This is a genomic window from Streptomyces griseoruber, from assembly GCF_001514205.1.
GTDB classification, from domain to species: domain Bacteria; phylum Actinomycetota; class Actinomycetes; order Streptomycetales; family Streptomycetaceae; genus Streptomyces; species Streptomyces griseoruber.
In genome coordinates, this window is the sequence record NZ_KQ948780.1 from 180,462 (window position 1) to 205,223 (window position 24,762).

Genomic DNA, 24,762 nt, shown 5'->3' on the forward strand with positions numbered 1-24,762 from the left:
CTGTGCCGCTCACCGGGCCCCACGCGCGCGTGCCGCCAGGTACTCCTCGAACGTCCCCTTCCCCACGGCCCGTTCGGGTGCCAGGTGGCCGCCCGCCCGGAACCCCCGGTAGGCCGCGCCGAACAGCGGCAGGTTCACCACCCGGCGCCGCTTGCCGCTCGCCTTCAGATACGCGCGGGCCAGCGACTCGAACGTACGGACCTCGGGTCCCGCCATGTCCGCGACGCGCCCCGCCGGCGCCCCGGCGGCCAGCTCCGCGAGCCGGCCGGCGACCTCGGCCACCTCCACCGGCTGATCGCTCACCCCGGCGGGCAGCACCAGCACCGGCACCCTGGCCAGCGCCTCCAGCACCTGGAGCACCAGATCGTGGAACTGGGTCGCGCGCAGCACGGTCCAGCCCAGCCCCGAGTCCGCCACCAGCCGCTCCACGGCCAGCTTCGCCCTGTAGTAGCCGAACGGCACCCGGTCCACCCCGACGATCGAGATGTACACGAGGTGCCGTACCCCCGCCTTCCGGGCCGCCGCGATCAGCTGCGCGGCCGCCTTCTCGTCGCCCCCGCGCGGGGTGCTCGCGCAGTGCACGACCGTGTCCACACCGGTCAGGGCCGTGTCCAGCCCCGGCCCGCCCTCCCGCAGATCGACGGCGTACGGCCGGCTGTGCCGGCTCAGCACCCGCACCTCGTGCCCGTCCGCCCGCAGCCGCTCGGTGACGAGCCTGCCGAGGGTTCCGGTACCGCCGGTCACCAGGATCGTGGTCATGCCGTTCAGCTCCTTCGGACACCGGGGCGCTCCCGGACGGAACGCCCTTCGCCCGCTGAGACCGAGCGGTGCCCGCCGAATGTGACAGACCCCGCGATCACGCGAGCTGACGTCGTACGAAGTCCAGCTTGTCCGGGTTGACCACCGCCCGCAGGCCGGTGATCCCGTCGGGGCCGCAGTCGAAGCCGATCGCGGCCACCAGGGTGCCGCCGTCCCGGGCGAGCAGCGCCGGTGCGCCGTTGAGCTCGACGGCGGTGTACGTGAAGCCCGCCGCGAAGCTCCGGGAGCCGCCGGCCAGGAACCGCAGCACCTTCTCGCGCCCCTCGATCGGCCGCCGGGCCGCGCTGACCCTGCCCCCGCCGTCGCTCCACCACGTCACGTCGGCCGCGAGGATCCGCTCCAGGCCGGCGAGGTCGCCGTCCCGGGCCGCCGTGAGGAAGGAGGCGACCAGCTCCTCCCGTCGCCGGGCGGGAACGTCGAAACGGCCTTCCCCGGCCGCCAGCCGCTGCTCGGCCCGCCGGTACAGCTGGCGGCAGTTGGCCTCGCTCAGATCGAGCGTCCCGGCGATCTCCCGGTGGCTGTAGGCGAACGCCTCCCGCAGCACGTACACCGCCCGCTCGGTCGGTGTCAGCCGCTCCAGCAGGACCAGCATCGCGAGCGACACGGCGTCCCGCTGCTCGGCCGACTCCAGGGGGCCGAGCGTGCCGTCGGAGGTGACCACGGGCTCGGGCAGCCAGGGCCCGGCATAGCGCTCGCGCCGCGCCCGCGCCGAGGTCAGCCGGGTGAGACACAGGTTGGTGACGGTCTTCGCGAGCCAGGCCGCCGGGTGGGTGATCGCGCTGCGGTCGGCCCCGCTGAAGCGCAGGTACGCGTCCTGGACCGCGTCCTCGGCCTCCTCGGCCGAACCCAGCATCCGGTACGCGAGCCCGAACAACCGGGGACGGTGTGTCTCGAACTCGTCGGCGGTCGCGGTCGTCGTCATGGGCTCACCCTGCCAGAGCCCCGAAGGGGGCCCGCGCCGGGAGCCCCGGGCTGGGAGGCCCGGCGACGGGCAAGGGCCGTCGTCACCGCCGCCGGACGCACCCGACGACCCTAAGAGGACTAGACCAATAGGGTCAATAGGTCTGGACCAGCTGTCGGGTGTGCTCTCGGCGCCTGTGAGCGAGCCCACATACTTCGCCCGTATGGACGACGATCGGGCGTGGCACACTGGCCCTGTACCTAAAGCAGCGCACTCCGGGGTCGGTGAAAGTCCGAACCGGCGGTTATAGTCCGCGACCCGGTCACTTCCAGTGGCCGGTTGACCAGGTGAAATTCCTGGACCGACGGTTAAAGTCCGGATGGGAGGCAGTGCGCGGCGGGCGGGCATTCGTGCGCGCCGCCGTATGTGTACTCGTCCAGGCGGACGAGTCTGTCGGCGTCGCCCCCGATGTCCCCGCTCGTGTCTGCTGTCGTCATCGACAGGCCCCGGAGTCCGTGCCCCAATGAGGCAGGAGGACCCGGGAAGTGTTCACCGGAATCGTCGAAGAACTGGGTGAGGTCACCGCCGTCGAGAATCTCGGCGACGCCTCCCGTTTCCGGCTGCGCGGCCCCGTCGTCACCGACGGCGCGAAGCACGGCGACTCCATCGCCGTGAACGGGGTCTGTCTCACCGTCGTCGACCACGAGGGCGACGAGTTCACCGCCGACGTCATGGCCGAGACCCTCGACCGCTCCAGCCTCGGCGCCCTCGCCGTCGGCTCCCGCGTCAACCTCGAGCGTCCCACCGCCGTCGGCGCCCGCCTGGGCGGGCACATCGTCCAGGGACACGTGGACGGCACCGGCCGGGTCCTGGAGCGCAAGCCCTCCGAGAACTGGGAGATCGTCAAGGTCTCCCTCCCGGCCGGGCTCGCCCGGTACGTCGTCGAGAAGGGCTCCATCACCGTCGACGGCATCAGCCTCACGGTCGTCGAGGCCGGCCCCGACTTCTTCACCGTCAGCCTCATCCCCACCACCCTCGCGCTGACCACGCTCGGCCTCAAGCAGCCCGGCGACCCGGTCAACCTCGAGGTCGACATCGTCGCCAAGTACGTCGAGCGCCTGCTGACCACCGCACAGCAGGGAGCGGGCCGGTGAACTGGCTGAACTCCGAAGCGTTCGTCGCGTTCGACCAGCACATCATCTGGTCGGACATGATCGGCAACATCCTCGGCCTGATCACCCTCGCCCTCGGCTGGCGCCGCTCGCTCCTGACCTGGCCCGTCCAGTTCCTCTCCGGCCTGGTCCTGTTCACCGCCTTCTACGGCCACCTGGCCGGCAGCGCCGGCAAGCAGGTCGTCGTCATGGTCGTCGCCCTGTACGGCTGGTGGCAGTGGAACCGCAACAAGGGCCGGGCCGAGGACGGCGGGGACGGCCACATCGTCCCGCGCTTCGCCACCTGGACCGAACGCGCGGCCATGCTCGGCGCCGCCGCCCTCGGCACGGTCGCCGTGGCCCTGCTCTTCAAGGCCTACCCGTCCCTGTCCTGGGACCCCTGGCCGGACGCCTACATCTTCGTCGGCACCGTCGTCGCCATGTACGCCCAGGCGCGCGGCATGGTCGAGTTCTGGATCGCCTGGCTCCTCGTCGACCTGGTCGGCGTCCCCCTCAACTTCGCCAACGGCTATGCCTTCTCCGGCTTCGTCTACGTCATCTACGGCGCGCTCGTCCTGTGGGGCATGCGCGACTGGTGGCTGCGCTCCCGCAAGGCCGCGCGGCCCACCCTGGAAGGAGCGCCGGCATGAGCGCGGCACCGATCCTGTACAGCACCGACGGCCTCGACGACCTCAGCCTCGACCCCGTCGAGCAGGCCGTCGCCGACATCGCGGCCGGCCGCCCGATCGTCGTCGTCGACGACGAGGACCGCGAGAACGAGGGCGACCTCGTCATCGCCGCCGAGAAGGCCACCCCCGAGATCATCGCGTTCATGATGAGCGAGTGCCGCGGCCTGATCTGTGCCCCCATGGAGAGCGACGAACTCGACCGGCTGAAGCTCCCTCAGATGGTCGAGGACAACACCGAGTCGATGAAGACCGCCTTCACCGTCTCCGTCGACGCCTCCGGCGCGCACGGCGTCACCACCGGCATCTCCGCCTCCGACCGCGCCACCACCCTGAGGCTCCTGGCGAGCGGCGACGCCGAACCGACCGACTTCGTCCGCCCCGGCCACATCTTCCCGCTCCGCGCCCGGTCCGGCGGGGTCCTGACCCGCAACGGCCACACCGAGGCCGCCGTCGACCTCGCCCGCCTCGCGGGGCTGCGCCCGGCCGGCGCGATCGTCGAGATCGCCGGCGAGGACGGCCGGATGCTCCGGCTGCCCGAACTGATCCCGTTCGCCCGCAAGCACGGCCTGACGATCATCTCCATCGAGGACCTGATCGCCTACCGCCGCAGCGCCGAGCCGACCGTCCGCCGCGAGGCCCAGACCCGGCTGCCCACCGTCCACGGCACCTTCACCGCGTACGGCTACCGCTCCACCACCGACGGCGTCGAGCACGTCGCCCTCGTCCACGGCGAACTCGGCGACGGCGAGGACGTCCTGGTCCGGGTCCACTCCGAATGCCTCACCGGCGACATCTTCGCCTCCCAGCGCTGCGACTGCGGCCCCCAGCTCGACGCCTCTCTGGAGCGCATCCAGAGCGAGGGCCGGGGCGTCGTCGTCTACCTGCGCGGACACGAGGGACGCGGCATCGGCCTGCTCTCCAAGCTGCGGGCGTACGAACTCCAGGAACAGGGCCACGACACCCTCGACGCCAACCTGGAACTGGGTCTGCCCGCCGACGCCCGGGACTACGGGGCGGGCGCGCAGATCCTCGCCGACCTCGGCGTGCGCAGCGTCCGTCTGATGACCAACAATCCCGAGAAGAGCGACGCGCTCGTCCGGCACGGTCTGGAGGTCACGGACCGGGTGCCGATGCCCGTCCAGGCGGGCGAGCACAACATCCGCTACCTGCGCACCAAGCGGGACCGGATGGGACACGACCTGCCCTGGCTGGACACGGCCCCCGTGTCCCCCTGCGGCAACCAGTAAGCAAGAAACACCTCGAGGAGAGACGTGAGCGGCAAGGGCGCACCGGAACTGTCCGTACGCAATGTGGGTGACCTCAGGGTCGCCGTCATCGCGGCCCAGTGGCACGAGAAGGTGATGGACGGTCTGGTCGACGGCGCGCTGCGCGCCCTGCACGACCTGGGCATCGACGAGCCGACCCTGCTCAGGGTCCCCGGCAGCTGGGAGCTCCCGGTCGTCGCCAAGGTCCTCGCGGGCCGCGGCTACGACGCGATCGTCGCCCTCGGTGTCGTCATCCGCGGCGGCACCCCGCACTTCGAGTACGTGTGCGGAGGCGTCACCCAGGGCCTCACCCAGGTCTCCGTCGAGACCGGTGTCCCCATCGGCTTCGGCGTCCTCACCTGCGACACCGAGGAGCAGGCCCTCGACCGGGCCGGTCTGGAGGGCTCCCACGAGGACAAGGGGAACGAGGCCGTGACCGCCGCCGTGGCCACCGCGGCCACCCTCCGCTCAGTATCTGAACCCTGGAGGTAGGCGGCCCGGCATTACGGCTAGGGTGGGACGCACCATGTCCAAGAAGACGTTCGAGGAGCTCTTCGCCGAGCTCCAGCAGAAGGCCGCCACCGGCGACCCCGCCACCTCCCGCACCGCCGAACTCGTCGGGAAGGGCGTCCATGCCATCGGCAAGAAGGTCGTCGAAGAGGCCGCCGAGGTCTGGATGGCCGCCGAGTACGAGGGCAAGGAGGCGGCCGCCGAGGAGATCTCGCAGCTGCTCTACCACGTCCAGGTGATGATGGTCGCCCGCGGAATCTCGCTGGACGACGTCTACGCCCACCTGTAATACCCGATCCCGACAGACACCCACTTCTCCCGCGAAGGAAGCCGACCTCATGCTGCGCATCGCCGTCCCCAACAAGGGTTCCCTGTCAGGCCCTGCGGCGGAGATGCTGCATGAGGCCGGCTACCGGCAGCGCCGCGAGTCCAAGGAACTGCGGATCGTCGACCCGGCCAACGAGGTCGAGTTCTTCTACCTGCGCCCCCGCGACATCGCGATCTACGTCTCCTCCGGCAAGCTCGACATCGGCATCACCGGCCGCGACCTGCTGATCGACTCCGGCGCCAGGGCCGAGGAGATCCTCCCGCTCGGCTTCGCCCGCTCCACGTTCCGCTTCGCCGCCAAGCCGGGCACGGCGAACGGCGTCGAGGACCTCAAGGGCCGGACCGTCGCCACCTCCTACGAGGGCATCGTCGAGGGCCACCTCGCCGAGCACGGCGTCGACGCCTCCGTGGTCCACCTCGACGGCGCCGTCGAGACCGCCATCGAACTGGGCGTCGCCGAGGTCATCGCCGACGTCGTCGAGACCGGCACCTCGCTGCGCAACGCGGGCCTGGAGGTCTTCGGCGAGCCCATCATGAAGTCCGAGGCCGTCGTGATCCGCCGTACCGACGCGGAGTCCGACGAGGCCGAGCCCAAGGTGCAGCAGTTCCTGCGCCGCCTCCAGGGCGTCCTGGTCGCCCGGACCTACGTGATGATGGACTACGACTGCCGTGTCGAGCAGCTGGAGAAGGCCGTCGCGCTGACCCCGGGCCTGGAGTCGCCGACCGTCTCCCCGCTGCACAACGAGGGCTGGGTCGCCGTGCGCGCCATGGTCCCCGCCAAGGAGGCGCAGCAGATCATGGACGACCTGTACGACATCGGCGCCCGCGCCATCCTCACCACGGCGATCCACGCCTGCCGCCTCTGACCTCGACCTCCACCGGGAACATGTCCGATCTTCCGGGCAGCGAGCTGCCCACCCTCCCCGTCACCTTCCGGCCGGGCCGCACCCGCGCGGTGCTGCTCTGCGCCGGGGTGGCGATCTTCCTCGTCATCTCCGGCGTCGCCATGCTGCTGGAGAAGCTCGGCCCGGGGGAGCGTCTCAGCTTCGTCGTCACCGGCGCCCTGATCTTCTGGGCGCTGGCCCAGCTCGCGCGGGTCCGGGTCGTCGCCGACGGCACCGGCGTCACCGTGGTGAACATCGCGAGCAGGCGGCGGCTCGACTGGGCCGAGATCATCCAGGTGAACCTCCGTCCGGGCGACCCCTGGGTGTTCCTCGACCTCACCGACGGCACCAGCCTGCCCGCGCTCGGCATCCAGCCCGGCATCAACAAGCAGCAGGCCATCACGGACGCCCGGGCGCTGCGCGGACTCGTCGAGGCACGCTCGGTCCGGGACCCCGAGACGCCCACTGGGCAAGATCAGGGCTGACTCGGGGCCGTCGCCCCTGCCGCTCAAGGCCCTGTCTTGATTAATCTGGTGACGGAGGCGTTCCCTTTGTGCCTCCGCCCCTGTGGTGCCCTGCCGGTGCACAGGGGTTTCCTGCTACCCGAGGAGTGACCCTCTCCGGCGATGGACGGTTCGTCCTGTAGTACCTGCGCCGCCCCCATCCGGCACGTTCCGGAGGCGGCGGCATCATGACCATCCCCTTGCTGCTCCTGGCGGCCGCGTTCCTGCTCATCCTGGCCAACGGCTTCTTCGTGGCCGCCGAGTTCGGCCTCGTCACGGTCGAGCGGCCGGAAGCGGAGAAGGCCGCCGCCGAAGGCGACAAACGCGCCCGTACGGTCGTGGAGTCCCTCAAGGAGCTGTCCTTCCAGCTCTCCGGCACCCAGCTCGGCATCACCATCACCTCGCTCGTCGTCGGCATGCTCGCCGAACCGGCGCTCGCGGAGCTGCTGCACACCCCGTTCACCGCGATCGGCATCCCCGAGGGCGCCGTCTCCGGTGTCGCCGTGGTCGTCGGCATGCTGCTCGCCTCCGCCGTCCAGATGGTGGTCGGCGAACTCGTGCCCAAGAACTGGGCGGTGTCCAAGCCCCTCCAGGTCGCGCGGTTCGTCGCCGGCCCGCAGCACGCCTTCTCCCGCCTGTTCCGGCCGGTGATCTCGGCGCTCAACACCGTCGCCAACCGGCTGGTGCGCGCGCTGGGCGTCGAGCCGACCGAGGAGCTGGCCTCGGCCCGCACCCCCGGCGAACTCGTCTCCCTGGCCCGCCACTCGGCCCAGGCCGGCGCTCTCGAACAGGACACGGCGGACCTGTTCGTCCGCACCCTGTCGCTGGCCGAGCTGACCGTCCAGCATGTGATGACCCCACGGGTGAAGGTCAGCGCCCTGCAGTCCTCGGCCACCGCCGAGGACGTGGTCAATCTGACCCGGGCCACCGGCCTGTCCCGTTTCCCCGTCTACCGCGAGAAGATCGACGAGATCGTCGGCATGGCCCACCTCAAGGACGCCCTGGCCGTCCCCGTCCAGGACCGGCTGCGCACCCCCGTCGCCCGTATCGCCCGCCCGGCGCTGCTGGTGCCCGAGACCCTGCCCGTCCAGCCACTGCTGGCCCGGCTGCGCAGCGAGCAGCCCATCGCCGTCGTCGTCGACGAGTACGGCGGCACGGCGGGCGTGGTCACCCTGGAGGACATCGTCGAGGAGATCGTCGGCGAGGTCCGCGACGAGCACGACGGCCAGGACACCCCCGAACTGGCCGCCGCCCCGCCCGAGGAGGGCAAGCCCGCCTGGGACGTCGACGGCAGCTGCCGGGTCGACACCCTCCAGCGGATAGGCCTGGAGGTGCCCGAGGGGCCGTACGAGACGGTCGCGGGCCTCGTCGCCGACCTGCTCGGACGCATCCCGGCCGTCGGCGACCGGACGGAACTGCCCGGCTGGCGGCTGTCCGTGCGCCGGGTCGGCCACTACCGGGCCGAACGGGTCCGGCTGGTCCACGTCGGCCGGCTCGGTCAGGCCGCGGCGGCCCAGGCCGCGGAGGCCGCCCGATGAGCGTCCTCCAACTCGTCTTCGCCGCGCTGCTCGTGCTGGCCAACGGCTTCTTCGTGGGTGCCGAGTTCGCGCTCGTCTCCGTGCGCCGCAGCCAGATCGAGCCCCTGGGCACCGCGCGCGCCCGCCAGGTCCTCCACGGCCTGGAGCGCCTGCCGCAGATGATGGCCGCCGCCCAGTTCGGCATCACCCTGTGCTCCCTCACCCTCGGCGCGGTCGCCGAACCGACCGTGGCCGAGCTGCTGGAACCGTTCTTCGAGTGGATCCACCTCCCGCACGGCATGATCCACCCGCTGGGCTATGTCATCGCCCTGGCCGCCGTGGTCTTCTTCCACCTCGTCATCGGCGAGATGGTCCCGAAGAACCTCGCGATGGCGGCCCCCGAGAAGGCGGCCCTGTGGCTCAGCCCGGGCCTGGTCGCCTTCGCGCGGGTCTGCCGGCCGATCACGGTCGCCCTCGGCGCCTGCGCCCAGGCCATCCTGCGGCTCTTCCGGGTCGAGCCCAAGGACGAGGTGGAGGCCGTCGTCACCAGCGAGCAGCTCAACCGGCTGCTGGAGGACTCCGGCCAGGCGGGTCTCCTCGACCCCGAGGAGCAGGAGCGTCTGGAGGACGCGCTGGAACTGGGCTCCCGTCCGGTGACGGACGTCCTCCTCAAGCGGGAGTCGCTGATCACGGTGCCCCCGTCGGTCACACCGGGCCAGATCGTCGAGCTCACCGCCCGCACCGGTTACTCCCGCTTCCCCGTCGCCGCGGAGAACGGCGCCTTCATGGGCTATGTCCATGTGAAGGACGTCCTCGACGTGGAGGACTCCGAGCGGGCGGTACCCCAGCAGCTGTGGCGCCCGATGACGACCCTGCGCTCCGACCTCCCCCTGGACGACGCCCTGACGGTGATGCGCCGCGCGGCCACCCACCTCGCCCAGGTCGCGGACGCCTCCGGCAAGGTGCTGGGCCTGGCCGCCCTGGAGGACGTACTGGAGCTCCTGGTCGGCGAGGTCACCGACCCGGCGCACCGGGACGTCCCGGAGGTCCGGCTGACGGAGCCACGGGCGAGCGGCGAACCGGAAGAGGCGATGGCCGGCTAGCGCGGCGGCCACCCGTCCCCGCTACATCGACGACGGATCCTGCGGCCCCCGCCCCGACAGCACCTCGCCGTACGCCTGCATGAGGTCCGGGAGCCGCAGGGTCGACAGGTCGTCCCGGGTCAGCGCCGTCGGGTACGTCGACAGCCGCAGATCCCGGTAGGCGCAGCTCTTCTCGTACAGCGTCCGCAGGAACCGCCCGTTGCCCAGTTCGTCGATCCACCCCTGGTCCACGACGTGTCCGGCGATCGAGCGCAGCTCGTCCAGCGCCTCCTCGTCCCACACGTCACCGTTCTCGGCGGCGAGCACCTCGCCGATGGAGGTGAGCTCGAGGGGGCGGTACGAGGGGAAGTCGACGCGGGTGGTGAAGCGGGAGGACAGCCCCGGGTTGGCGGCGAGCAGGCGGTCCATGCCCTCCGGGTAGCCGGCCAGGATCACCACCAGATGGTCACGGTTGTCCTCGGCCCGTTTCAGCAGCACCTGGAGCGCCTCGTCGCCGTACGCGTCGCCCTTGCCGTACCCGGAGTTGGAGAGAGAGTACGCCTCGTCCACGAAGAGGACACCACCGAGGGCGGAGTCGATCAGCTCATTGGCCTTGACGGCGGTCTGGCCGAGGTACTCGCCGACCAGGTCGGCCCGCTGGGCCTCCACCAGATGGTCGCCGCCGAGCAGACCGAGGGCGTAGAAGACCCGGCCGAGGATGCGGGCCACCGTGGTCTTGCCGGTGCCGGAGGGGCCGGAGAAGACGAAATGCCGTTTGGGCGGCTGGACCGGAAGGCCCTGCCCGGCCCGCAGCCGGGCCATGTTGAGCTGCGCCGACAGCGCCTTGACCTGGCGTTTCACGGGTTCCAGGCCCACCATGCGCTCCAGTTCGGCGAGCGCCTCCTCGAGTAAGCCAGGGTCGGTGGGTCCGGCGGGCAGCGGGGACCCCACGACCGTCTTCGCGCGGACCGCCGGGTCGGCGACCGACGGCAGCGGCCCCACGGGCGGCAGGTCCGGGGGGTCGGTGAGCTTGAGGTCCCGGCCCTCGGTGCCGAACAGCGGGTCGAGGACGTCCGGGCCGTCCCCCACGTCCTGCCCGATCCCGGTGAGCGTGACCGCGGCGAGGTCGGAGGGGTCGTCGTAGCCGTCGCCCTCGGCGATCGCGGCGAGCCGCGCCGAGGTGTCCATGAAGGCGGGATCGACCCGGTGCACCGCCCGGTACAGCGGGAGCGCGGCGGCCGAGCGGCCGGTGCCCTCGTGCGCCCGGGCCAGCCAGTACCGCAGCTCCTTGCGCTGCGGCTGCTCGCTGCGGCAGCGCATCAGGGCGGCGGAGAGCAGCGGTTCGGCCTGGCCGTACATCTCCAGCCGGACCCGGGCCATCCCGCCGAACAGCCCGGCCTCGATACCGAGCAGCGGGTCGTCCAGGAGCGGGTCGGTGTGCCGGACCAGCTGTTCCCAGTCCTTGACCAGATAGGCGCGGCAGGCGTGCAGAAACCGGACCTGGTGGTCGGTGTCGACGGGTGGGAGCCCGGCGAGCGCCCGGTCCAGCTCGGGCACATGCCGGCCGTCCAGCCAGTGCGAGGCGTGCGCGAGCAGCAGATCGCGCGGGCTCTCCAGCACCGGCTGCACCCACCAGCCCAGCCAGTACCAGGAGTTGAGCGTCCTGCGGTGCCGGGCGCGCTGCTCGCCGAACCGGTCCCGGTGCCGGTACATCCGCAGCAGCGCCGTCGTCGTGTCCACGCGCAGCGCGTGCAGCCCGAGCCAGCCGTCGGCCATCCCGGGATCGATCCGTACCGCCGTGCGGAATTCCTCTTCCGCCTGCGGATACGCGCCCATGGTGTAGGCGTCCACGCCTCGTAGCCAGGCGAGGTCGGCCGGGGCCTCCAGGCCCTGCGTGCCGAAATCCATCACGTCCCCCACAAACCGTGCCCCCGTCGGTTTGCCACCGGGCCCTCGCCCGCCGGCTGCCTTGGTCGAACCGCTGTGCCGCGGACCGGAGTTGCAAGGTGCGCGAAGCAGCTGTCCGTAGGTCGCACCGAGGGCATCGTACCTGCGGAGGAGTGCCTGCCGAAGGGTGCCGCCCAGGCCGTTTGACGAGGTGGGAGCGGACGGGGCGCATCCCGCAACGGTGACCCTCGGTGAGCGCGCGGCGTCGTGGCGCGTCCGGAAAAGGGGGCTGCGGAGCGGTGCGAGGGCAGAACGAAGCCCCCGATCACGGGGGAACAACCGGGGGCTTCGCGACTTGGGGCGGCTGCGATTGCCGCACATTCAGAACGTAAGACCTGTACGGGCCGCCGGTCAAGCGAAGTTGAGGCAGTTGGCGAAGTTCGAGCGCGGGGCTTTTCACACGTTCACCACATCGCGGGTGGTCCCTCACGGTGGGTGACATCCGGGTGTCCCGCGGGGTCTCCCCGCAGCCCCGGCAGTACCTCGTACCCCTTGCCCAACTGCCGTACCAGCAGCCCGGCATAGGGGCGCGAAGGGTCGTCCGAGAAGTGGTGCGCCTCCGCCCGGACCCAGCCGTCCCAGAACTCCCGCTGCTCCTCCCCGTCCCGCGCCCGCCCGCGCGCCCAGGCCTGCTCGGGCGCCATCTCCAGCCACAGCAGAAAGGCCAGATACGGACGCAGGGCGCGGCGGCCCGCGCCGACCCCCTCGATCAGGACGACGGGCGCCGCGGGCAGCGGCCGGGGCGGGCCGAAGCGGTGCTCGCGCCAGTCATAAGGGGCGTAGTGCGCGCTCTCGCCGCGGCCGAACGGCTCGATCACCTCGGTCAGCAGCCGCCCGGACCACGCGAACAGTTCCGCGTGGCTGGCGATGTCGTCGAGGTGCAGCACCGGCGCCCCGCCGAGCGCCTCGGCCAGCAGGCCCGCGAAGGTGGACTTCCCGGAGCCCGCGTGCCCGTCGACCCCGATCAGCCGGACCGGGCCGCAGGACGGCGGGAGCCGGCGGAGCCGGGCGGCCAGCCGGCGGACGGCGGGTGCCGGCGGCCTCACGGGGCGGGATGCGGGATACGGGTGCGCACGGCGCGGAAGTCTAGTGCGACACGGGTGACCTCCGAGGCTGCGGTGCTGGTGGGCGTGGCCGCCCGCGCTCATAGTGGGCGCACAGTCGTGCACCGGACACCCTGGGGGTCCTTCCGCCCATGAGCAGCTCAGACCACCCCTCCCGCAGAACCGTCCTCACCGCTGCGGTCGCCGTCGCGGTGGCGGGCGGCGCGGTCCCGGCCCATGCCGCCCCGGCCCCCGGCGCGGCCCCGGACGCCGCGGCCCCCGCCGGGACCGCGGACGCCGAGGCCATGGCCGTGACCCCGGGCGCCGGGTCGGCCGCCGCCCGGACCGTCGACCTCCGCTCCTGGTTCACGTACGCCGACTGGAGCTCGGGCTCCGCGGAGGGCACCCGTGCCGTCGCGGGCGAGCGGCCCGGCCTGGTCCTGGGCAGCGCCGCCGGCACCCTGGCCCACGCCGATCCGCACGCCAGGACCACCGCCGACTGGGAGTACGCGACCTGGACGTCCCCCGTCCACCGGCTCGCCGTCCCCGCCACCGAGGTGATCGCCTCCTGGAACGCGAGCACCCCCGCCGGCACCTGGCTCCAGGTGGAGCTGCGGGCCACGTACGCGGACGGCACCGACACCCCCTGGTACGTGATGGGCCGCTGGGCCTCCGGAGACCAGGACATCAGACGGGCCTCGGTCGACGGCCAGAGCGACGGCCGCAGCACCGTCTGGACCGACACCCTCGCCGTCGACGACGCCTCGACGGGCCTGCGCATCGGCTCGTACCGGACCCGGCTGACCCTGTACCGCCGCCCGGGTACGACGCTCACCCCGACCGTGTGGCGGCTGGGCGTGATGGGCTCCGCCGTCCCGGACCGCTTCACCGTCCCGGCCTCGGCGCCCGGCCTCGCGCGCGAGCTGGCGGTCCCGCGCTACTCGCAGGAGATCCACCAGGGCCAGTACCCGCAGTACGACAACGGCGGCGAGGCCTGGTGCAGCCCCACCTCCTCCCAGATGGCCATCGAGTACTGGGGCGGCCGGCTGACCCCCGCACAGCTGAAGTGGGTCGACCCGTCCTACGCCGACCCGCAGGTGTGCCACGCCGCCCGGTACACGTACGACCACCAGTACGCGGGCTGCGGGAACTGGCCCTTCAACGCCGCCTACGCGGCCACCTTCGACGGCCTGCGGAGCGTGGTCACCCGGCTGACGTCCCTCACCGACCTGGAGACGCTGATCGCGGCGGGCATCCCGGCCGTGACGTCCCAGTCCTTCCTCGAGGAGGAGCTCACGGGCGCGGGGTACGGCACGGCCGGCCATCTGATGACCGTGATCGGGTTCACGGCCGGGGGCGATGTGATCGCCAACGATCCGAACTCGGCCGACGACGCCTCGGTGCGGCGCGTGTACGCGCGGCGGCAGTTCGAGAACATCTGGCTCAGGACCAAGCGCTACAACGCGGCGGGCAAGACCGTCTCCGGCAGCGGGGGCGTGTGCTACCTGTACTTCCCGGTCCGTCCGACCGTGCGCCAGTGCGCGGCGCTGGAGGCGGTGGGGGTCAGCGTGTGAGCAAGGTCTCGACGGCAAAAGCCCTGGCCGGTGGCAAAGTGGACACCATGACCGCACACGCCGCCACCGCCACCCGTACCCGTACCGGCGGCCCGGGCGAGGACGGCCCGAAGATCGTCGAGCAGGTCCTGGGCTGGGTCCTCGTCGCCGTCGTCGCGATGCTGGTGACCCGCCTGGGACTGCTCTGACCTCCGCTGTTCGGCTGCCGCCGGGGTGAGCTGACCCGCTGTTCGACCTGACATACTGACGTGGTCCCGCCGACCGTTGGAGACCAGGTCGAAATTGAATATCAGCCAACAGCGCGACGCCGTCCGTCCCCGGGCGCGGGGAACCGAGCGCTCACTGGCGCGCCGCGCCGAACTCATCACCATCGGGCGCAAGTTGTTCGCCGACACGTCCTACGACGCGCTCTCGATGGACGACATCGCCCGGCAGGCGCACGTCGCCAAAGGGCTGATCTACTACTACTTCCAGTCGAAGCGCGGCTATTACCTGGCCATCGTCCAGGACTCCGTCGCCGATCTGGTCTCCTTCGCCGCGAGCGGTCTGGAACTGGCCCAGGTGGACCGGGTCCAGCGCACCATCGACGGCTATCTCCGGTACGCCGAGCACAACCAGGCCGCCTTCCGCACGATCGTCAGCGGCGGGGTCGGCTTCGACACCGAGGTGCACGCCATCCGGGACGGGGTGCGCGCGGCGATCGTCGCGACCATCGCCGAGGGCGCCTACGGCGACGGTGACGTCCCGCCGCTGCCGCGGATGGCCCTGCTCTCCTGGGTGTGCAGCGTCGAGGGCGCCACCCTCGACTGGATCGACCGCCCCGAACTCTCCCGCGACGTCATGTGCGACCTGCTGGTGAAGACCCTGGGCGGGACCCTCCGCGCGATCGAGGAACTCGACCCCGCCTTCCCGGCACCGAAGCCGGCCCGCAGGGACTGAGCACCCGCAAGGGGCGGAGGCTCGTACTCCTCCGCCCCAGGCCGTACGCCGGTCCGGTCAATGGTGTGGACCGGTCCTGGAGCCGCCCCGCCGTGCGGGGAGAGCGTCCTGCGGGCATACTCACAGCGCGAAGCCGCAGGTCGGCAGTGAGGAGACGCACCATGGGCGAGCGAGTGCCGGCGTCGGTGGACCGTCTCCTGCCCACGGAGGAGGCACGGGAACTGCTCGCCCTCGTCCGGGACATCGCCCGCCGGGAGATCACCCCGACGGCGGCCGCGGAGGAGGACGCGGGACGCTTCCCGCGCGAGCTGTTCACCCTCCTGTCCGCGTCGGGGCTGCTCGGACTGCCGTACGACTCCCGCCACGGTGGCGGCGACCAGCCGTACGAGGTCTACCTCCAGGTCCTGGAGGAACTCGCCGCGGCCCGGCTCACCGTGGGGCTCGGGGTCAGCGTCCACACCCTGGCCACCTACGCCCTGGCCGCCCACGGCACCGACGCCCAGCGGGCCGCGCATCTGCCGGGCGTGCTCGGCGGCGGGCTGCTCGGCGCGTACTGCCTGTCCGAACCCTCCTCCGGATCGGACGCCGCCGCGCTGCGGACCAGGGCCGTGCGGCACGGCGGGGACTGGGTGATCGACGGCACCAAGGCCTGGACCACCCACGGCGGGATCGCCGACTTCTACACCGTCCTGGCGCGCACCGGCGGCGAGGGCCCGCACGGGATCACCGCCTTCCTCGTGCCCGGTGACGCCGACGGCCTCACCGCCGCGCCGCCGGAGCGGAAGATGGGGCTGAAGGGCTCGCCCACGGCCCAGCTCCACTTCGACTGCGTCCGCGTGAGCGACGACCGCCGCCTCGGTGCGGAGGGCCAGGGATTCGCGATCGCCCTGGCCGCGCTGGACTCCGGGCGCCTGGGCATCGCGGCCTGCGCGGTCGGCCTCGCCCAGGCGGCCCTGGACCAGGCCGTCGCCCATGCCACCGAGCGCCGGCAGTTCGGGCGGCCCCTCGCCGACTTCCAGGGCCTGCGCTTCCTGCTCGCCGACATGGCGACCCGCGTCGAGTCGGGCCGTGCCCTGTATCTGGCGGCGGCGCGGCTGCGGGACGCCGGCCGGCCGTTCGCCCGGCAGGCGGCGATGGCCAAGCTCCACGGCACGGACGCCGCGATGCAGGTCACCGTCGACGCCGTCCAGGTGCTCGGCGGATACGGCTACACCGCCGACTTCCCCGTCGAACGCCATCTGCGCGAGGCCAAGGCCCTCCAGATCGTCGAGGGCACCAACCAGATCCAGCGCATGGTCATCGCCCGTCATCTGCTGGGCCCGCAGACTCGCTGAACTGGCCCGGCCGTACCTGGGGAGCCGCCAGCCGCACCCACTCCGGGTCGTGCCGCCCCGGCAGGGCGCGGCCCCGGTCGGACCAGGTGCGGATCAGCTCGCGGTAGATGGGCGGGTCCGGCGGGGGAGCCGGGGCGGCCGGAGCCGGCGGGGGCAGGGGAACCGATTCTTCGGGTCTGTGTCCGGTGCCTCCGGCGTCCGCGGAGGCACCGGGCTGGCGATGCCGTCCACGTGCCGTCGTACAGGTGAGGGTCATACCGGGGCCAACGCGAGGGCGTGAGGGCAGGTCACGGCCCGTTCGCCCGAGCGTGCGTTCGGCAGGGCCCCGGCCCCGCTTTCGGCCGGTCCCGCCCCTGGCCGCCGAACCGTCCCTGACGTACCGTCAAATCCCTTGCGTCCAGGGAGGAGTTCCCATGGCCGACGACCGCCCCGTGCCGCTCGACGAGTACCCCGTCCACCAGGTGCCCCTGTCGATGAAGCACGTGGCGACCGGGGACCGCAACGCCTACGACCGCTGCATCTTCCACGTCCTCGACCACCGGGGCCACGCCCTGCTGATCACCGGCCTCGGCGTCTACCCCAACCTCGGGGTGATCGACGCCTACGCCACCCTCCGCCGCGGGGACACCCTGTACGCCGTCCGCGCCTGTGACGCCCTCGGCGAGGACCGGATGCGCCTGGAGGTCGGCCCGCTGCGCATCCGTGTCGAACGTCCGCTGCGGGACTTCGTGCTGAGCTGCGCCGCCGACCCGGACGACCCGGACGGACTGTCGTACGAGATCCACTGGTCGGCCGACTTCCCGGCCCTGTGGGAACCGCACCACCAGCAGCGGCGCGGCGGCCGGCTCACGCTGGAGGGGAAGCGGTTCGTGCAGGCCGGCCGGTGCGTGGGATGGCTGCGGGCGGGCGGCGAGACGGCCCGGCTGACGGCGGGCGCCTGGACCGGGACCCGGGACCGCAGCTGGGGCGTACGCCCGGTGCCCGGGGAGGAGGGCGGCCGGCTGGCGCAGGAGCATCCGACCGAGGGCTTCCACTGGATCTGGTGCCCGGTCCGCTTCGACGACCGCTTCCTGATGGTCATCACCCAGGAGGACGCCGACGGCCACCGCTCCCTCAACGACGCCACCCTTGTGCGCCCCGGCCGCCGCGACCGCCAACTCGGCTGGCCCCAGCCCGAGATCACCTACCGGCCCGGCACCCGCCACCCCGAACGCGCCCTCGTCCACCTCGGAGACGTCCGCAAACCCCTGGAACTGGAGGCGGAGATCCTCATCTCCTCCCCGCTCGCGATCGGCGCCGGCTATCCACCGGCCGACGACTGGCAGCACGGCACCTGGCAGGGCCCGCGCTGGACCGACCGCCGCAGCTACGACCTGACGGTCCCTCACCCCCGGGCCGCCTACGGGGTGACCGACCACGCGGCCCGCTTCCGGCTCGACGGCCAGACCGGTTACGGCATCTTCGAGCACGGCTCCTTCGGCCGCCACGACCCGAGCGGCTTCTCCGGCTTCGACTCGGTCGCCCCGCAAGGAGGTTGACCCACCAGGAGGGTGACCCATGACAACGGCACCGCGGCCGCGCACCACGACCCGCGACCCCGAGGAACTGACCCGCCGGCTGACCGCCTGGCTCGGCACCCGGCTGCCCGGCGCCCGGGCGACCGGCGTGACCGTGCCCGCCTCCAACGGCCTGTCCAGCGAGACCCTGCTCTTCGACCTCGACCACCCCGAACCACCCCTGCGCCGCTGCGCGTTGAGGCTCGCGGCGGACCCGGCGGCGTACACCGTCTTCCCCGTGTACGACATGGTCCGCCAGTACCGCACCCTGCGGCTGGTGGCCGCGCACACGGACGTGCCCGTGCCGCGCGTGCTGTGGCTGGAACAGGATCCCGGTCCGCTCGGCGCCCCGTTCTTCGTCATGGAACGCGTCGAGGGACGGGTCCCGCCCGATGTGATGCCCTACACCTACGAGGGGAACTGGCTGCACGCCGCGAGTGACGCGGAGCGGGAGCGCCTGGAGGCGGCGACGATCGGCCTGTTGGCCCGGCTCCACGACCAAGTGCCGGTGAACGAGGCTGAGTTCCTCGGGTACCCCGGTGAGGGCGACGCCCTGCGCCGCCATGTCACGGCCCAACGCGCCTACTACGACTGGGTGATCGCCGGACTCGCCCCGTCACCGCTGATCGAGTCCGCCTTCGACCGGTTGGAGCACCTGTGGCCGAAGGAGCCGGCCCCACCCGTCCTCAGCTGGGGCGACGCGCGCATCGGCAACATCGTCTACGACGGCTTCGAGCCCGCCGCCGTACTCGACTGGGAGATGGCGGGGCTCGCCCCGCGCGAGGTCGACCTCGGCTGGACCGTCTATCTGCACCGCTTCTTCCAGGACCTGACGGTCGCCTCCGGACAGCGCGGACTGCCCGGCTTCCTGCGCCGCGACCGGGTGGAGGAGCGCTATGCGCGGCTCACCGGGTACCCGCCGCGCGACATGGAGTTCCACACCCTGTACGCGGCGCTGCGGCACGCGATCGTCATGCTGCGGATCGCCTACCGCCAGGCGTACTTCGGCGAGGTGGCCGTCCCGGCGGATCCGGACACACTGATCCTGCACCACGGCAGCCTGCGGGCCATGGTGCAGGGCAGCTACTGGAAGACGGGCTCCTGAGAGACGGGCTGCTGGGAGCCGGCCCCCGGGAGTCGGGCGTCGCGGCTCAGGCGGCCTGGCGGCGCATCGCCGGTACGCGCAGCGGGCGCGAGCCCGGGCCGCCGACGTGCGAGAAGGGCTGCATACGCCAGTCGAGCCCCTGAGGGAGCGTCAGCAGGAGCGCGGTCTCCTGCTCCTGGGCCGGGTCGGACTCGTCCGCCGACCGGGCCTCGGACGCCGGACGTCCGGTGCCGGCGCAGACCGTGAGCCCGAACGGGTTCCACGGCGAGGCGCACAGCGCGTGCTCCGGCAGGACCTGCTCGTCCGCCAGCAGCGCGATGGACTGCGCGCAGTCCGGGCAGATCACCCGGTACATCTCGAAGGTGTCGTACGCGTCGAGCTCGTCGGCGTCGAACGCGTCGGGTTCGACGCCCTCCGGCTCGGGCTCGACCACGGACAGCCGCTTGGGCACGGTGCGGCCAGGGCGCTTAAGACTCTGCATGGGATTCTCCCCCTCGGGCTGGGCCGTAAGGCACTGCGGCCTCGACCACAGCAAGCACTTCCCAGCCCGTCTCGGCGGTAATCACGAGGACATCACGAAGCCTCTACGCGCGCTGTGGTCTTCGTCACATGCCATCCGCAGGTGCCACTCCGCTCCGGCCGCCCGGCAGATCACGAACCGGGTATGACCTGGGCTGCATAGGTATCCGAGGAGATCACACGCACTGTAGGTTCTTGCGTCATGGAGGAGCTGGACCGCCAAATCGTGCAGCTGCTCGTCAAGGACGGGCGGATGAGTTACACCGACCTGGGCAAGGCCACGGGCCTGTCCACGTCGGCCGTGCACCAGCGGGTGCGCCGGCTGGAACAGCGCGGCGTCATCCGGGGATACGCGGCCGTCGTCGACCCCGAGGCCGTCGGGCTGCCCCTGACCGCCTTCATCTCGGTGAAACCGTTCGACCCCAGCGCCCCCGACGACATCTCCGACCGGCTGGCCGGCGTGCCCGAGATCGAGGCCTGTCACAGCGTCGCGGGTGACGAGAACTACATCCTCAAGGTGCGCGTGGCCACCCCGCACGAGCTGGAGGAGCTGCTCAGCCGGATCCGCGCCCTCGCCGGGGTGTCGACCCGGACGACCGTCGTCCTGTCCACGCCGTACGAGGCGCGACCGCCGCGGATCTAGTGCCGCGGCAGGCAACGTTCGCCCCGTCGCGACGCCCGGCACGCCCGCTCGCCGCACCGGCCGAAAGCCCAAGTACGTCCAGTACGAGGACTTCCGGCCGGCACGCCGAGATCACGAGCGCACGCCGGGCCTCCTCGGGTCCGGGGCGCCGGGTGCCCCTCGACGCGCCCCAGGTGCGAGCGCGGTCCCGCGGCGCGAGAAACTGTCGGTCATGAGTGAGCGCACACCCGAGCCGAAGACCGTCCTGCTCCGCCGCGGAGAGGTCCACAGCCCCGCCGACCCGTTCGCGACCGCGATGGTCGTCGAGCGCGGCCAGGTCGCCTGGGTCGGCTCGGAGGGCGCGGCCGACGCCTTCGCGGACGGCGTCGACGAGGTGGTCGACCTCGACGGCGCCCTCGTCACCCCGGCGTTCACCGACGCGCACGTCCACACCACCTCGACGGGCCTCGCCCTGACCGGCCTCGATCTGTCCTCCGCCGTCTCCCTCCCGGCGGCCCTCGCCCTGGTACGCGACTTCGCCGCCGCCCGTCCGCAGGACAAGGTGCTGCTCGGACACGGCTGGGACGCCTCCCGCTGGCCCGAGGGGCGCGCTCCCCGCCGGGACGAACTGGACGAGGCCGCCGGCGGCCGGCCGCTCTACCTCAGCCGGATCGACGTCCACTCGGCCGTGGTCACCACCGCCCTGCTGGACCTGGCGCCCCGCACCCGCACCGAGCCCGGCTGCACGGACGGTGAGCCGCTCACCCGCGACGCCCATCACGTGGCCCGCGCCGCCGCGTTCGCAGCCGTGACGCCCGCCCAGCGCTCCGAGGCCCAGCGGACCGCCCTCGCGCACGCCGCCTCGCTCGGCATCGGCTCCGTCCACGAGTGCGGCGGCCCCGAGATCTCCTCCGAGGACGACTTCACGGACCTGCTGCGGCTCGCCGCCGAGGAGAGCGGCCCGCGCGTCGTCGGCTACTGGGCCGAGCGCGACGCCGACCGGGCCCGGGAACTCGGCGCGCTCGGCGCCGCCGGGGACCTGTTCGTCGACGGCGCCCTCGGCTCCCACACCGCCTGTCTGCACACCCCCTACACCGACGCCGCCCACACCGGCACCGCCTACCTGACCGCCGCCGACGTCGCCGCCCATGTGGTCGCCTGCACCGAGGCGGGTCTCCAGGCGGGCTTCCACGCCATCGGCGACGCCGCCGTGACCGCCGTGGTGGACGGTGTGCGGGCGGCCGCCGAGAAGGTCGGCCTCGCCCGGATCCGTGCCGCCCGCCACCGGGTCGAGCACGCCGAGATGCTGACGCCCGGGACCGTCGCGGCCCTCGCCGAGCTGGGTCTCACCGCCTCCGTGCAGCCCGCCTTCGACGCCCTGTGGGGCGGCGAGGACGGCATGTACGCCCAGCGGCTGGGCGTGGAGCGGGCCCGCACCCTCAACCCCTTCGCGGCCCTGCTGCGGGCCGGCGTCCCGCTCGCGTTCGGCTCCGACAGCCCGGTCACCCCGCTCGACCCGTGGGGAACGGTCCGCGCCGCCGCGTTCCACCGCACCCCCGAGCACCGCGTCTCCGTACGCGCCGCCTTCACCGCCCACACCCGTGGCGGCTGGCGGGCGATCGGCCGCGACGACGCCGGTGTCCTCGTCCCCGGAGCACCCGCGGACTACGCGGTCTGGCGCACCGACGACCTGGTCGTCCAGGCCCCCGACGACCGGGTCGCCCGCTGGTCCACCGACCCCCGCTCCGGCACCCCCGGCCTGCCCGACCTCACCCCCGGCGGCGACCTTCCCGTGTGCCTGCGCACGGTGGTCGCCGGAAGGACGGTGTTCGTACGGCCGGGCGAGTGATCTCCGGGTCCGGTGCGGGGAAGATCACCCGTCCGCACGCCGAGGTGTGTCCGGCACCACTTCCCCGCTGACCAGGGCATTGACCGCAAAACCGCAGGTCGAACGGCTGTTGACAGCCGATGGCCGGGGGCGGGTAGGTTCGGCCGGGTCCACCACCGGACGCCCCGCCGCAGAACGTCCGCGCACTCGTGGCGGCGCCGCTGGGTCAGGGACGGTGTGCCGCACCGGGGCACCGCCACTGGCAGCCAGGCTCAGCGCCAGCGCCGCAGCGAGGGAACGTTCCGTCCGGCCGGGGAGGTGTGACCCGGGTGGGGCCCGGGCGCTCAGTAGACAACGGCTTTCGGTCGACCCGCAGCCAGCGGGCCCCAGGTCGGCCCGAAGGGCGCCGGGCCCCCATCCGCAGCACGCTTCGACTCACCCGGGCGGGGTACGTTCGTACAAACAAGGCCAAAAGCTGGTTCTTACCCCGCTCTTGTGGAATCGACACCACCATTCGATCGTCCTGTCACGTCATCGCAGGCGGTGGCCACTATGGTGGTGGCCTGCGTACGGACACGAAGGGGCAGCAGTGAACGACGGCGACGGGACCCTCGCGGCACAGAAGCGGGGGAGGCAGTTCGGCCCGCTCGGCACCGCCTTGGTGATCATTCCGACCTACAACGAGGCGGAGAACATCAAGGGCATCGTCGGCCGGGTGCGCGAGGCCGTCCCCGAGGCCCATGTCCTCGTGGCCGACGACAACAGCCCCGACGGCACCGGCAAGCTGGCGGACGAGCTGGCCGCCGCGGACGACCAGGTCCAGGTCCTGCACCGCAAGGGCAAGGAGGGTCTCGGCGCCGCCTACCTCGCGGGCTTCCGCTGGGGCCTGGAGAACGGCTACGGCGTCCTCGTCGAGATGGACGCCGACGGCTCCCACCAGCCCGAGGAACTGCCCCGCCTCCTCACCGCGCTCAAGGGCGCCGACCTGGTCCTGGGCTCCCGCTGGGTGCCGGGCGGCCGGGTGGTGAACTGGCCCAAGTCCCGCGAGTTCATCTCCCGTGGCGGCAGCCTCTACTCCCGTCTCGCCCTGGACCTGCCGCTGCGCGACATCACCGGCGGCTACCGGGCCTTCCGGCGCGAGACCCTCGAGGGCCTCGGTCTCGGGGAGGTGTCCTCCCAGGGCTACTGCTTCCAGGTCGACCTCGCCCGCCGCGCCGTCAGGGCGGGCTTCCATGTCGTCGAGGTCCCCATCACCTTCGTCGAGCGCGAACTCGGCGACTCCAAGATGAGCCGGGACATCCTCGTCGAGGCGCTGTGGCGGGTCACGGCGTGGGGCGTGGGGGAGCGGGTGGGCAAGATCACGGGCCGCGCCGCGGACCAGCCCGAGCCCCCGCGGACGCCGGCCGAGGCTGCCGTCCCGGCCGTCAAGGCGTCCGCCCAGGTGTCCGGAGAGACGACCGCGAAGCCCCACAGCGAGGGCTGATCGTCCTTTTATGCCGCTCTGAGCCGGGTCCGGGCACACTGGAAGCATGACGACTGGCGCTCCGATCCCGACCTACCCCGTTTCCGGCTCCGACTCCGCTCCCCACCGCCCCCGGCGCTCGCGCCTGCGGACGTACCTGCCGCTCGGGCTCGCCGCCTGGCTGGTGCTGGAGATCTGGCTGCTGTCCACGGTCGCGGCCGCGACGAGCGGATTCGTGGTCTTCCTGCTGCTCGTCGCCGGTTTCGTCCTCGGTTCCGTGGTCATCAAGCGCGCGGGCCGCCGCGCCTTCCGGAACCTCAACGAGGCCCTCCAGCGAGGCGGCTCGCCCTCGAAGGGCTCCGGCAACGGCCTGATGATGCTCGGCGGCCTGCTCCTGATGATCCCGGGCCTGATCTCCGACGCCGCCGGCCTGCTCCTGCTGCTCCCGCCGGTCCAGAGGGCGGTCAGCTCCTACGCCGAACGCAAGCTCCTCGCCGCCACCGGCCCCGGCTCCCTCGGGGACGCCTTCCAGCAGGCCCGCATCCACCGCCCGGACGGCAAGGTGGTCCAGGGCGAGGTCATCAGGGACGAGCGGTGATCCAGCGCACAAAGACCGCGGGCGCCGTACGTGTCTCACGTACGGCGCCCGCGGTCATGTGCCTGCGCTGATTACCGGCTTTCCGCTATGCCGACTTACGGCTGTCCCGGGGATGCACCGCAAGGTTCATCGCCCCGGACCGCAGAACGGCCAGCCGCTCCTCGAGGACCTCTTCGAGTTCCTCGCGGGTCCGCCGCTCCATCAGCATGTCCCAATGCGTACGCGCGGGCTTGGCCTTCTTCTCCTCAGGGCCGTCGCCGTCCACGAGGAGTGCAGTGGCACCACAGACCTTGCACTCCCACTCCGGCGGGATCTCCGCCTCGACCGAGAAGGGCATCTCGAACCGGTGCCCCTTCTCGCATGCGTACTCCACGGCCTGGCGCGGGGCCAGGTCGATACCGCGGTCCGTCTCGTAGCTGGTCACCACGAGGCGCGTGCCGCGAAGAGCTCGCTCACTCATGAATCGTGCCTCCCGGGCTTGTCGCCCACAGGACAGGTGTCGCTGTCGTCGTCGTCCGGTCAACGTCCGGTCGGCGGTAAAGATTCCCGTTCCGAGTCCCGTTCCGGGTCCTGCGTCGCCGTCGTAG

The 24,762-nt window shown here is 72.3% G+C and carries 25 protein-coding genes and 1 riboswitch; of the genes, 19 read left to right on the forward strand and 6 right to left on the reverse strand.

The window, feature by feature from the left end; all coding sequences use genetic code 11:
* Window positions 1–9 precede the first annotated feature (9 nt).
* The gene (locus AQJ64_RS36155; protein ID WP_055636916.1) at window positions 10–759 is read right to left on the reverse strand and encodes an SDR family oxidoreductase; all 750 of its coding nucleotides are present in this window, start codon (window positions 757–759) and stop codon (window positions 10–12) included.
* A gap of 97 nt (window positions 760–856) precedes the next feature.
* Window positions 857–1,741, reverse strand: a complete 885-nt coding sequence (locus AQJ64_RS36160) for an RNA polymerase sigma-70 factor (RefSeq protein ID WP_055636917.1) — start codon at window positions 1,739–1,741, stop codon at window positions 857–859.
* 245 nt (window positions 1,742–1,986) lie between these two features.
* Window positions 1,987–2,117, forward strand: a riboswitch (FMN riboswitch).
* Window positions 2,118–2,265: 148 nt separating this feature from the next.
* On the opposite strand from AQJ64_RS36160, the gene AQJ64_RS36165 reads away from it, so the two are divergent.
* From AQJ64_RS36165 to AQJ64_RS36205, 9 genes are all read left to right on the forward strand, one after another.
* A complete protein-coding gene (locus tag AQJ64_RS36165) occupies window positions 2,266–2,874 on the forward strand; it encodes a riboflavin synthase (protein WP_055636918.1) in 609 nt (202 codons plus the stop codon).
* Window positions 2,871–3,521, forward strand: a complete 651-nt coding sequence (gene pnuC, locus AQJ64_RS36170) for a nicotinamide riboside transporter PnuC (RefSeq protein WP_055636919.1) — start codon at window positions 2,871–2,873, stop codon at window positions 3,519–3,521. The genes AQJ64_RS36165 and pnuC overlap by 4 nt, the downstream gene beginning before the upstream one ends.
* Window positions 3,518–4,807, forward strand: a complete 1,290-nt coding sequence (locus AQJ64_RS36175) for a bifunctional 3,4-dihydroxy-2-butanone-4-phosphate synthase/GTP cyclohydrolase II (RefSeq protein ID WP_055636920.1) — start codon at window positions 3,518–3,520, stop codon at window positions 4,805–4,807. Before pnuC ends, AQJ64_RS36175 begins: the two co-directional genes overlap by 4 nt.
* Before the next feature lie 24 nt (window positions 4,808–4,831).
* A complete protein-coding gene (ribH, locus tag AQJ64_RS36180; protein WP_055636921.1) occupies window positions 4,832–5,317 on the forward strand; it encodes a 6,7-dimethyl-8-ribityllumazine synthase in 486 nt (161 codons plus the stop codon).
* Between the two features lie 34 nt (window positions 5,318–5,351).
* Window positions 5,352–5,624, forward strand: coding sequence for a phosphoribosyl-ATP diphosphatase (locus AQJ64_RS36185; RefSeq protein WP_055636932.1), 273 nt, complete (start codon window positions 5,352–5,354; stop codon window positions 5,622–5,624).
* Between the two features lie 49 nt (window positions 5,625–5,673).
* Entirely contained in the window at window positions 5,674–6,528 is an 855-nt protein-coding gene (hisG, locus tag AQJ64_RS36190) for an ATP phosphoribosyltransferase (protein ID WP_055636922.1), read from the forward strand.
* A 20-nt stretch (window positions 6,529–6,548) separates the two neighbouring features.
* Window positions 6,549–7,031 carry a PH domain-containing protein gene (locus AQJ64_RS36195; RefSeq protein ID WP_055636923.1) on the forward strand — a complete coding sequence of 161 codons (483 nt, stop codon included), beginning with the start codon at window positions 6,549–6,551 and terminating at the stop codon, window positions 7,029–7,031.
* A 206-nt stretch (window positions 7,032–7,237) separates the two neighbouring features.
* The gene (locus AQJ64_RS36200) at window positions 7,238–8,587 is read left to right on the forward strand and encodes a hemolysin family protein (protein ID WP_055636924.1); all 1,350 of its coding nucleotides are present in this window, start codon (window positions 7,238–7,240) and stop codon (window positions 8,585–8,587) included.
* Window positions 8,584–9,669 (forward strand): hemolysin family protein, encoded by a 1,086-nt coding sequence (locus AQJ64_RS36205; RefSeq protein ID WP_055636925.1) that lies wholly within the window; start codon window positions 8,584–8,586, stop codon window positions 9,667–9,669. Before AQJ64_RS36200 ends, AQJ64_RS36205 begins: the two co-directional genes overlap by 4 nt.
* A 21-nt stretch (window positions 9,670–9,690) precedes the next feature.
* On the opposite strand, the gene AQJ64_RS36210 is transcribed toward AQJ64_RS36205, so the two are convergent.
* Both AQJ64_RS36210 and AQJ64_RS36215 read right to left on the reverse strand, forming a co-directional pair.
* Window positions 9,691–11,556: an AAA family ATPase gene (locus AQJ64_RS36210; RefSeq protein ID WP_055636926.1), complete on the reverse strand. Its 1,866-nt coding sequence runs from the start codon at window positions 11,554–11,556 to the stop codon at window positions 9,691–9,693.
* A gap of 443 nt (window positions 11,557–11,999) precedes the next feature.
* Entirely contained in the window at window positions 12,000–12,641 is a 642-nt protein-coding gene (locus AQJ64_RS36215) for a uridine kinase family protein (RefSeq protein ID WP_055636927.1), read from the reverse strand.
* Between the two features lie 149 nt (window positions 12,642–12,790).
* Between AQJ64_RS36215 and AQJ64_RS36220 the strand changes: the two genes are divergently transcribed.
* The 6 genes from AQJ64_RS36220 to AQJ64_RS36240 all read left to right on the forward strand — a co-directional run bounded on the left by AQJ64_RS36220 (window position 12,791) and on the right by AQJ64_RS36240 (window position 19,146).
* Window positions 12,791–14,212 (forward strand): peptidase C39 family protein, encoded by a 1,422-nt coding sequence (locus tag AQJ64_RS36220; RefSeq protein WP_055636928.1) that lies wholly within the window; start codon window positions 12,791–12,793, stop codon window positions 14,210–14,212.
* A gap of 47 nt (window positions 14,213–14,259) precedes the next feature.
* Window positions 14,260–14,400 carry an SCO1431 family membrane protein gene (locus AQJ64_RS48520; protein WP_107103426.1) on the forward strand — a complete coding sequence of 47 codons (141 nt, stop codon included), beginning with the start codon at window positions 14,260–14,262 and terminating at the stop codon, window positions 14,398–14,400.
* A gap of 94 nt (window positions 14,401–14,494) precedes the next feature.
* Window positions 14,495–15,151, forward strand: coding sequence for a TetR/AcrR family transcriptional regulator (locus tag AQJ64_RS36225; protein WP_055636930.1), 657 nt, complete (start codon window positions 14,495–14,497; stop codon window positions 15,149–15,151).
* A gap of 161 nt (window positions 15,152–15,312) precedes the next feature.
* Window positions 15,313–16,485, forward strand: a complete 1,173-nt coding sequence (locus tag AQJ64_RS36230) for an acyl-CoA dehydrogenase family protein (RefSeq protein ID WP_055636931.1) — start codon at window positions 15,313–15,315, stop codon at window positions 16,483–16,485.
* 413 nt (window positions 16,486–16,898) lie between these two features.
* Window positions 16,899–18,023: an Rv3169 family protein gene (locus AQJ64_RS36235; RefSeq protein ID WP_055638080.1), complete on the forward strand. Its 1,125-nt coding sequence runs from the start codon at window positions 16,899–16,901 to the stop codon at window positions 18,021–18,023.
* Between the two features lie 19 nt (window positions 18,024–18,042).
* Window positions 18,043–19,146 carry a phosphotransferase family protein gene (locus AQJ64_RS36240; protein ID WP_055638079.1) on the forward strand — a complete coding sequence of 368 codons (1,104 nt, stop codon included), beginning with the start codon at window positions 18,043–18,045 and terminating at the stop codon, window positions 19,144–19,146.
* A 46-nt stretch (window positions 19,147–19,192) separates the two neighbouring features.
* On the opposite strand, the gene AQJ64_RS36245 is transcribed toward AQJ64_RS36240, so the two are convergent.
* Window positions 19,193–19,627 carry a hypothetical protein gene (locus AQJ64_RS36245; protein WP_055638078.1) on the reverse strand — a complete coding sequence of 145 codons (435 nt, stop codon included), beginning with the start codon at window positions 19,625–19,627 and terminating at the stop codon, window positions 19,193–19,195.
* A 240-nt stretch (window positions 19,628–19,867) separates the two neighbouring features.
* Here AQJ64_RS36245 and AQJ64_RS36250 point away from each other — a divergent pair, with 240 nt between their 5' ends.
* The 4 genes from AQJ64_RS36250 to fxsA all read left to right on the forward strand — a co-directional run bounded on the left by AQJ64_RS36250 (window position 19,868) and on the right by fxsA (window position 24,175).
* The gene (locus tag AQJ64_RS36250) at window positions 19,868–20,308 is read left to right on the forward strand and encodes an Lrp/AsnC family transcriptional regulator (protein WP_055638077.1); all 441 of its coding nucleotides are present in this window, start codon (window positions 19,868–19,870) and stop codon (window positions 20,306–20,308) included.
* Between the two features lie 211 nt (window positions 20,309–20,519).
* Window positions 20,520–22,136 (forward strand): amidohydrolase, encoded by a 1,617-nt coding sequence (locus AQJ64_RS36255; RefSeq protein WP_059203335.1) that lies wholly within the window; start codon window positions 20,520–20,522, stop codon window positions 22,134–22,136.
* A 568-nt stretch (window positions 22,137–22,704) separates the two neighbouring features.
* Window positions 22,705–23,598, forward strand: coding sequence for a polyprenol monophosphomannose synthase (locus AQJ64_RS36260; RefSeq protein ID WP_055637207.1), 894 nt, complete (start codon window positions 22,705–22,707; stop codon window positions 23,596–23,598).
* Between the two features lie 46 nt (window positions 23,599–23,644).
* Entirely contained in the window at window positions 23,645–24,175 is a 531-nt protein-coding gene (fxsA, locus tag AQJ64_RS36265) for an FxsA family membrane protein (RefSeq protein ID WP_055637206.1), read from the forward strand.
* 85 nt (window positions 24,176–24,260) lie between these two features.
* On the opposite strand, the gene AQJ64_RS36270 is transcribed toward fxsA, so the two are convergent.
* Window positions 24,261–24,635, reverse strand: coding sequence for an RNA polymerase-binding protein RbpA (locus tag AQJ64_RS36270; protein ID WP_055637205.1), 375 nt, complete (start codon window positions 24,633–24,635; stop codon window positions 24,261–24,263).
* Window positions 24,636–24,762 lie beyond the last annotated feature (127 nt).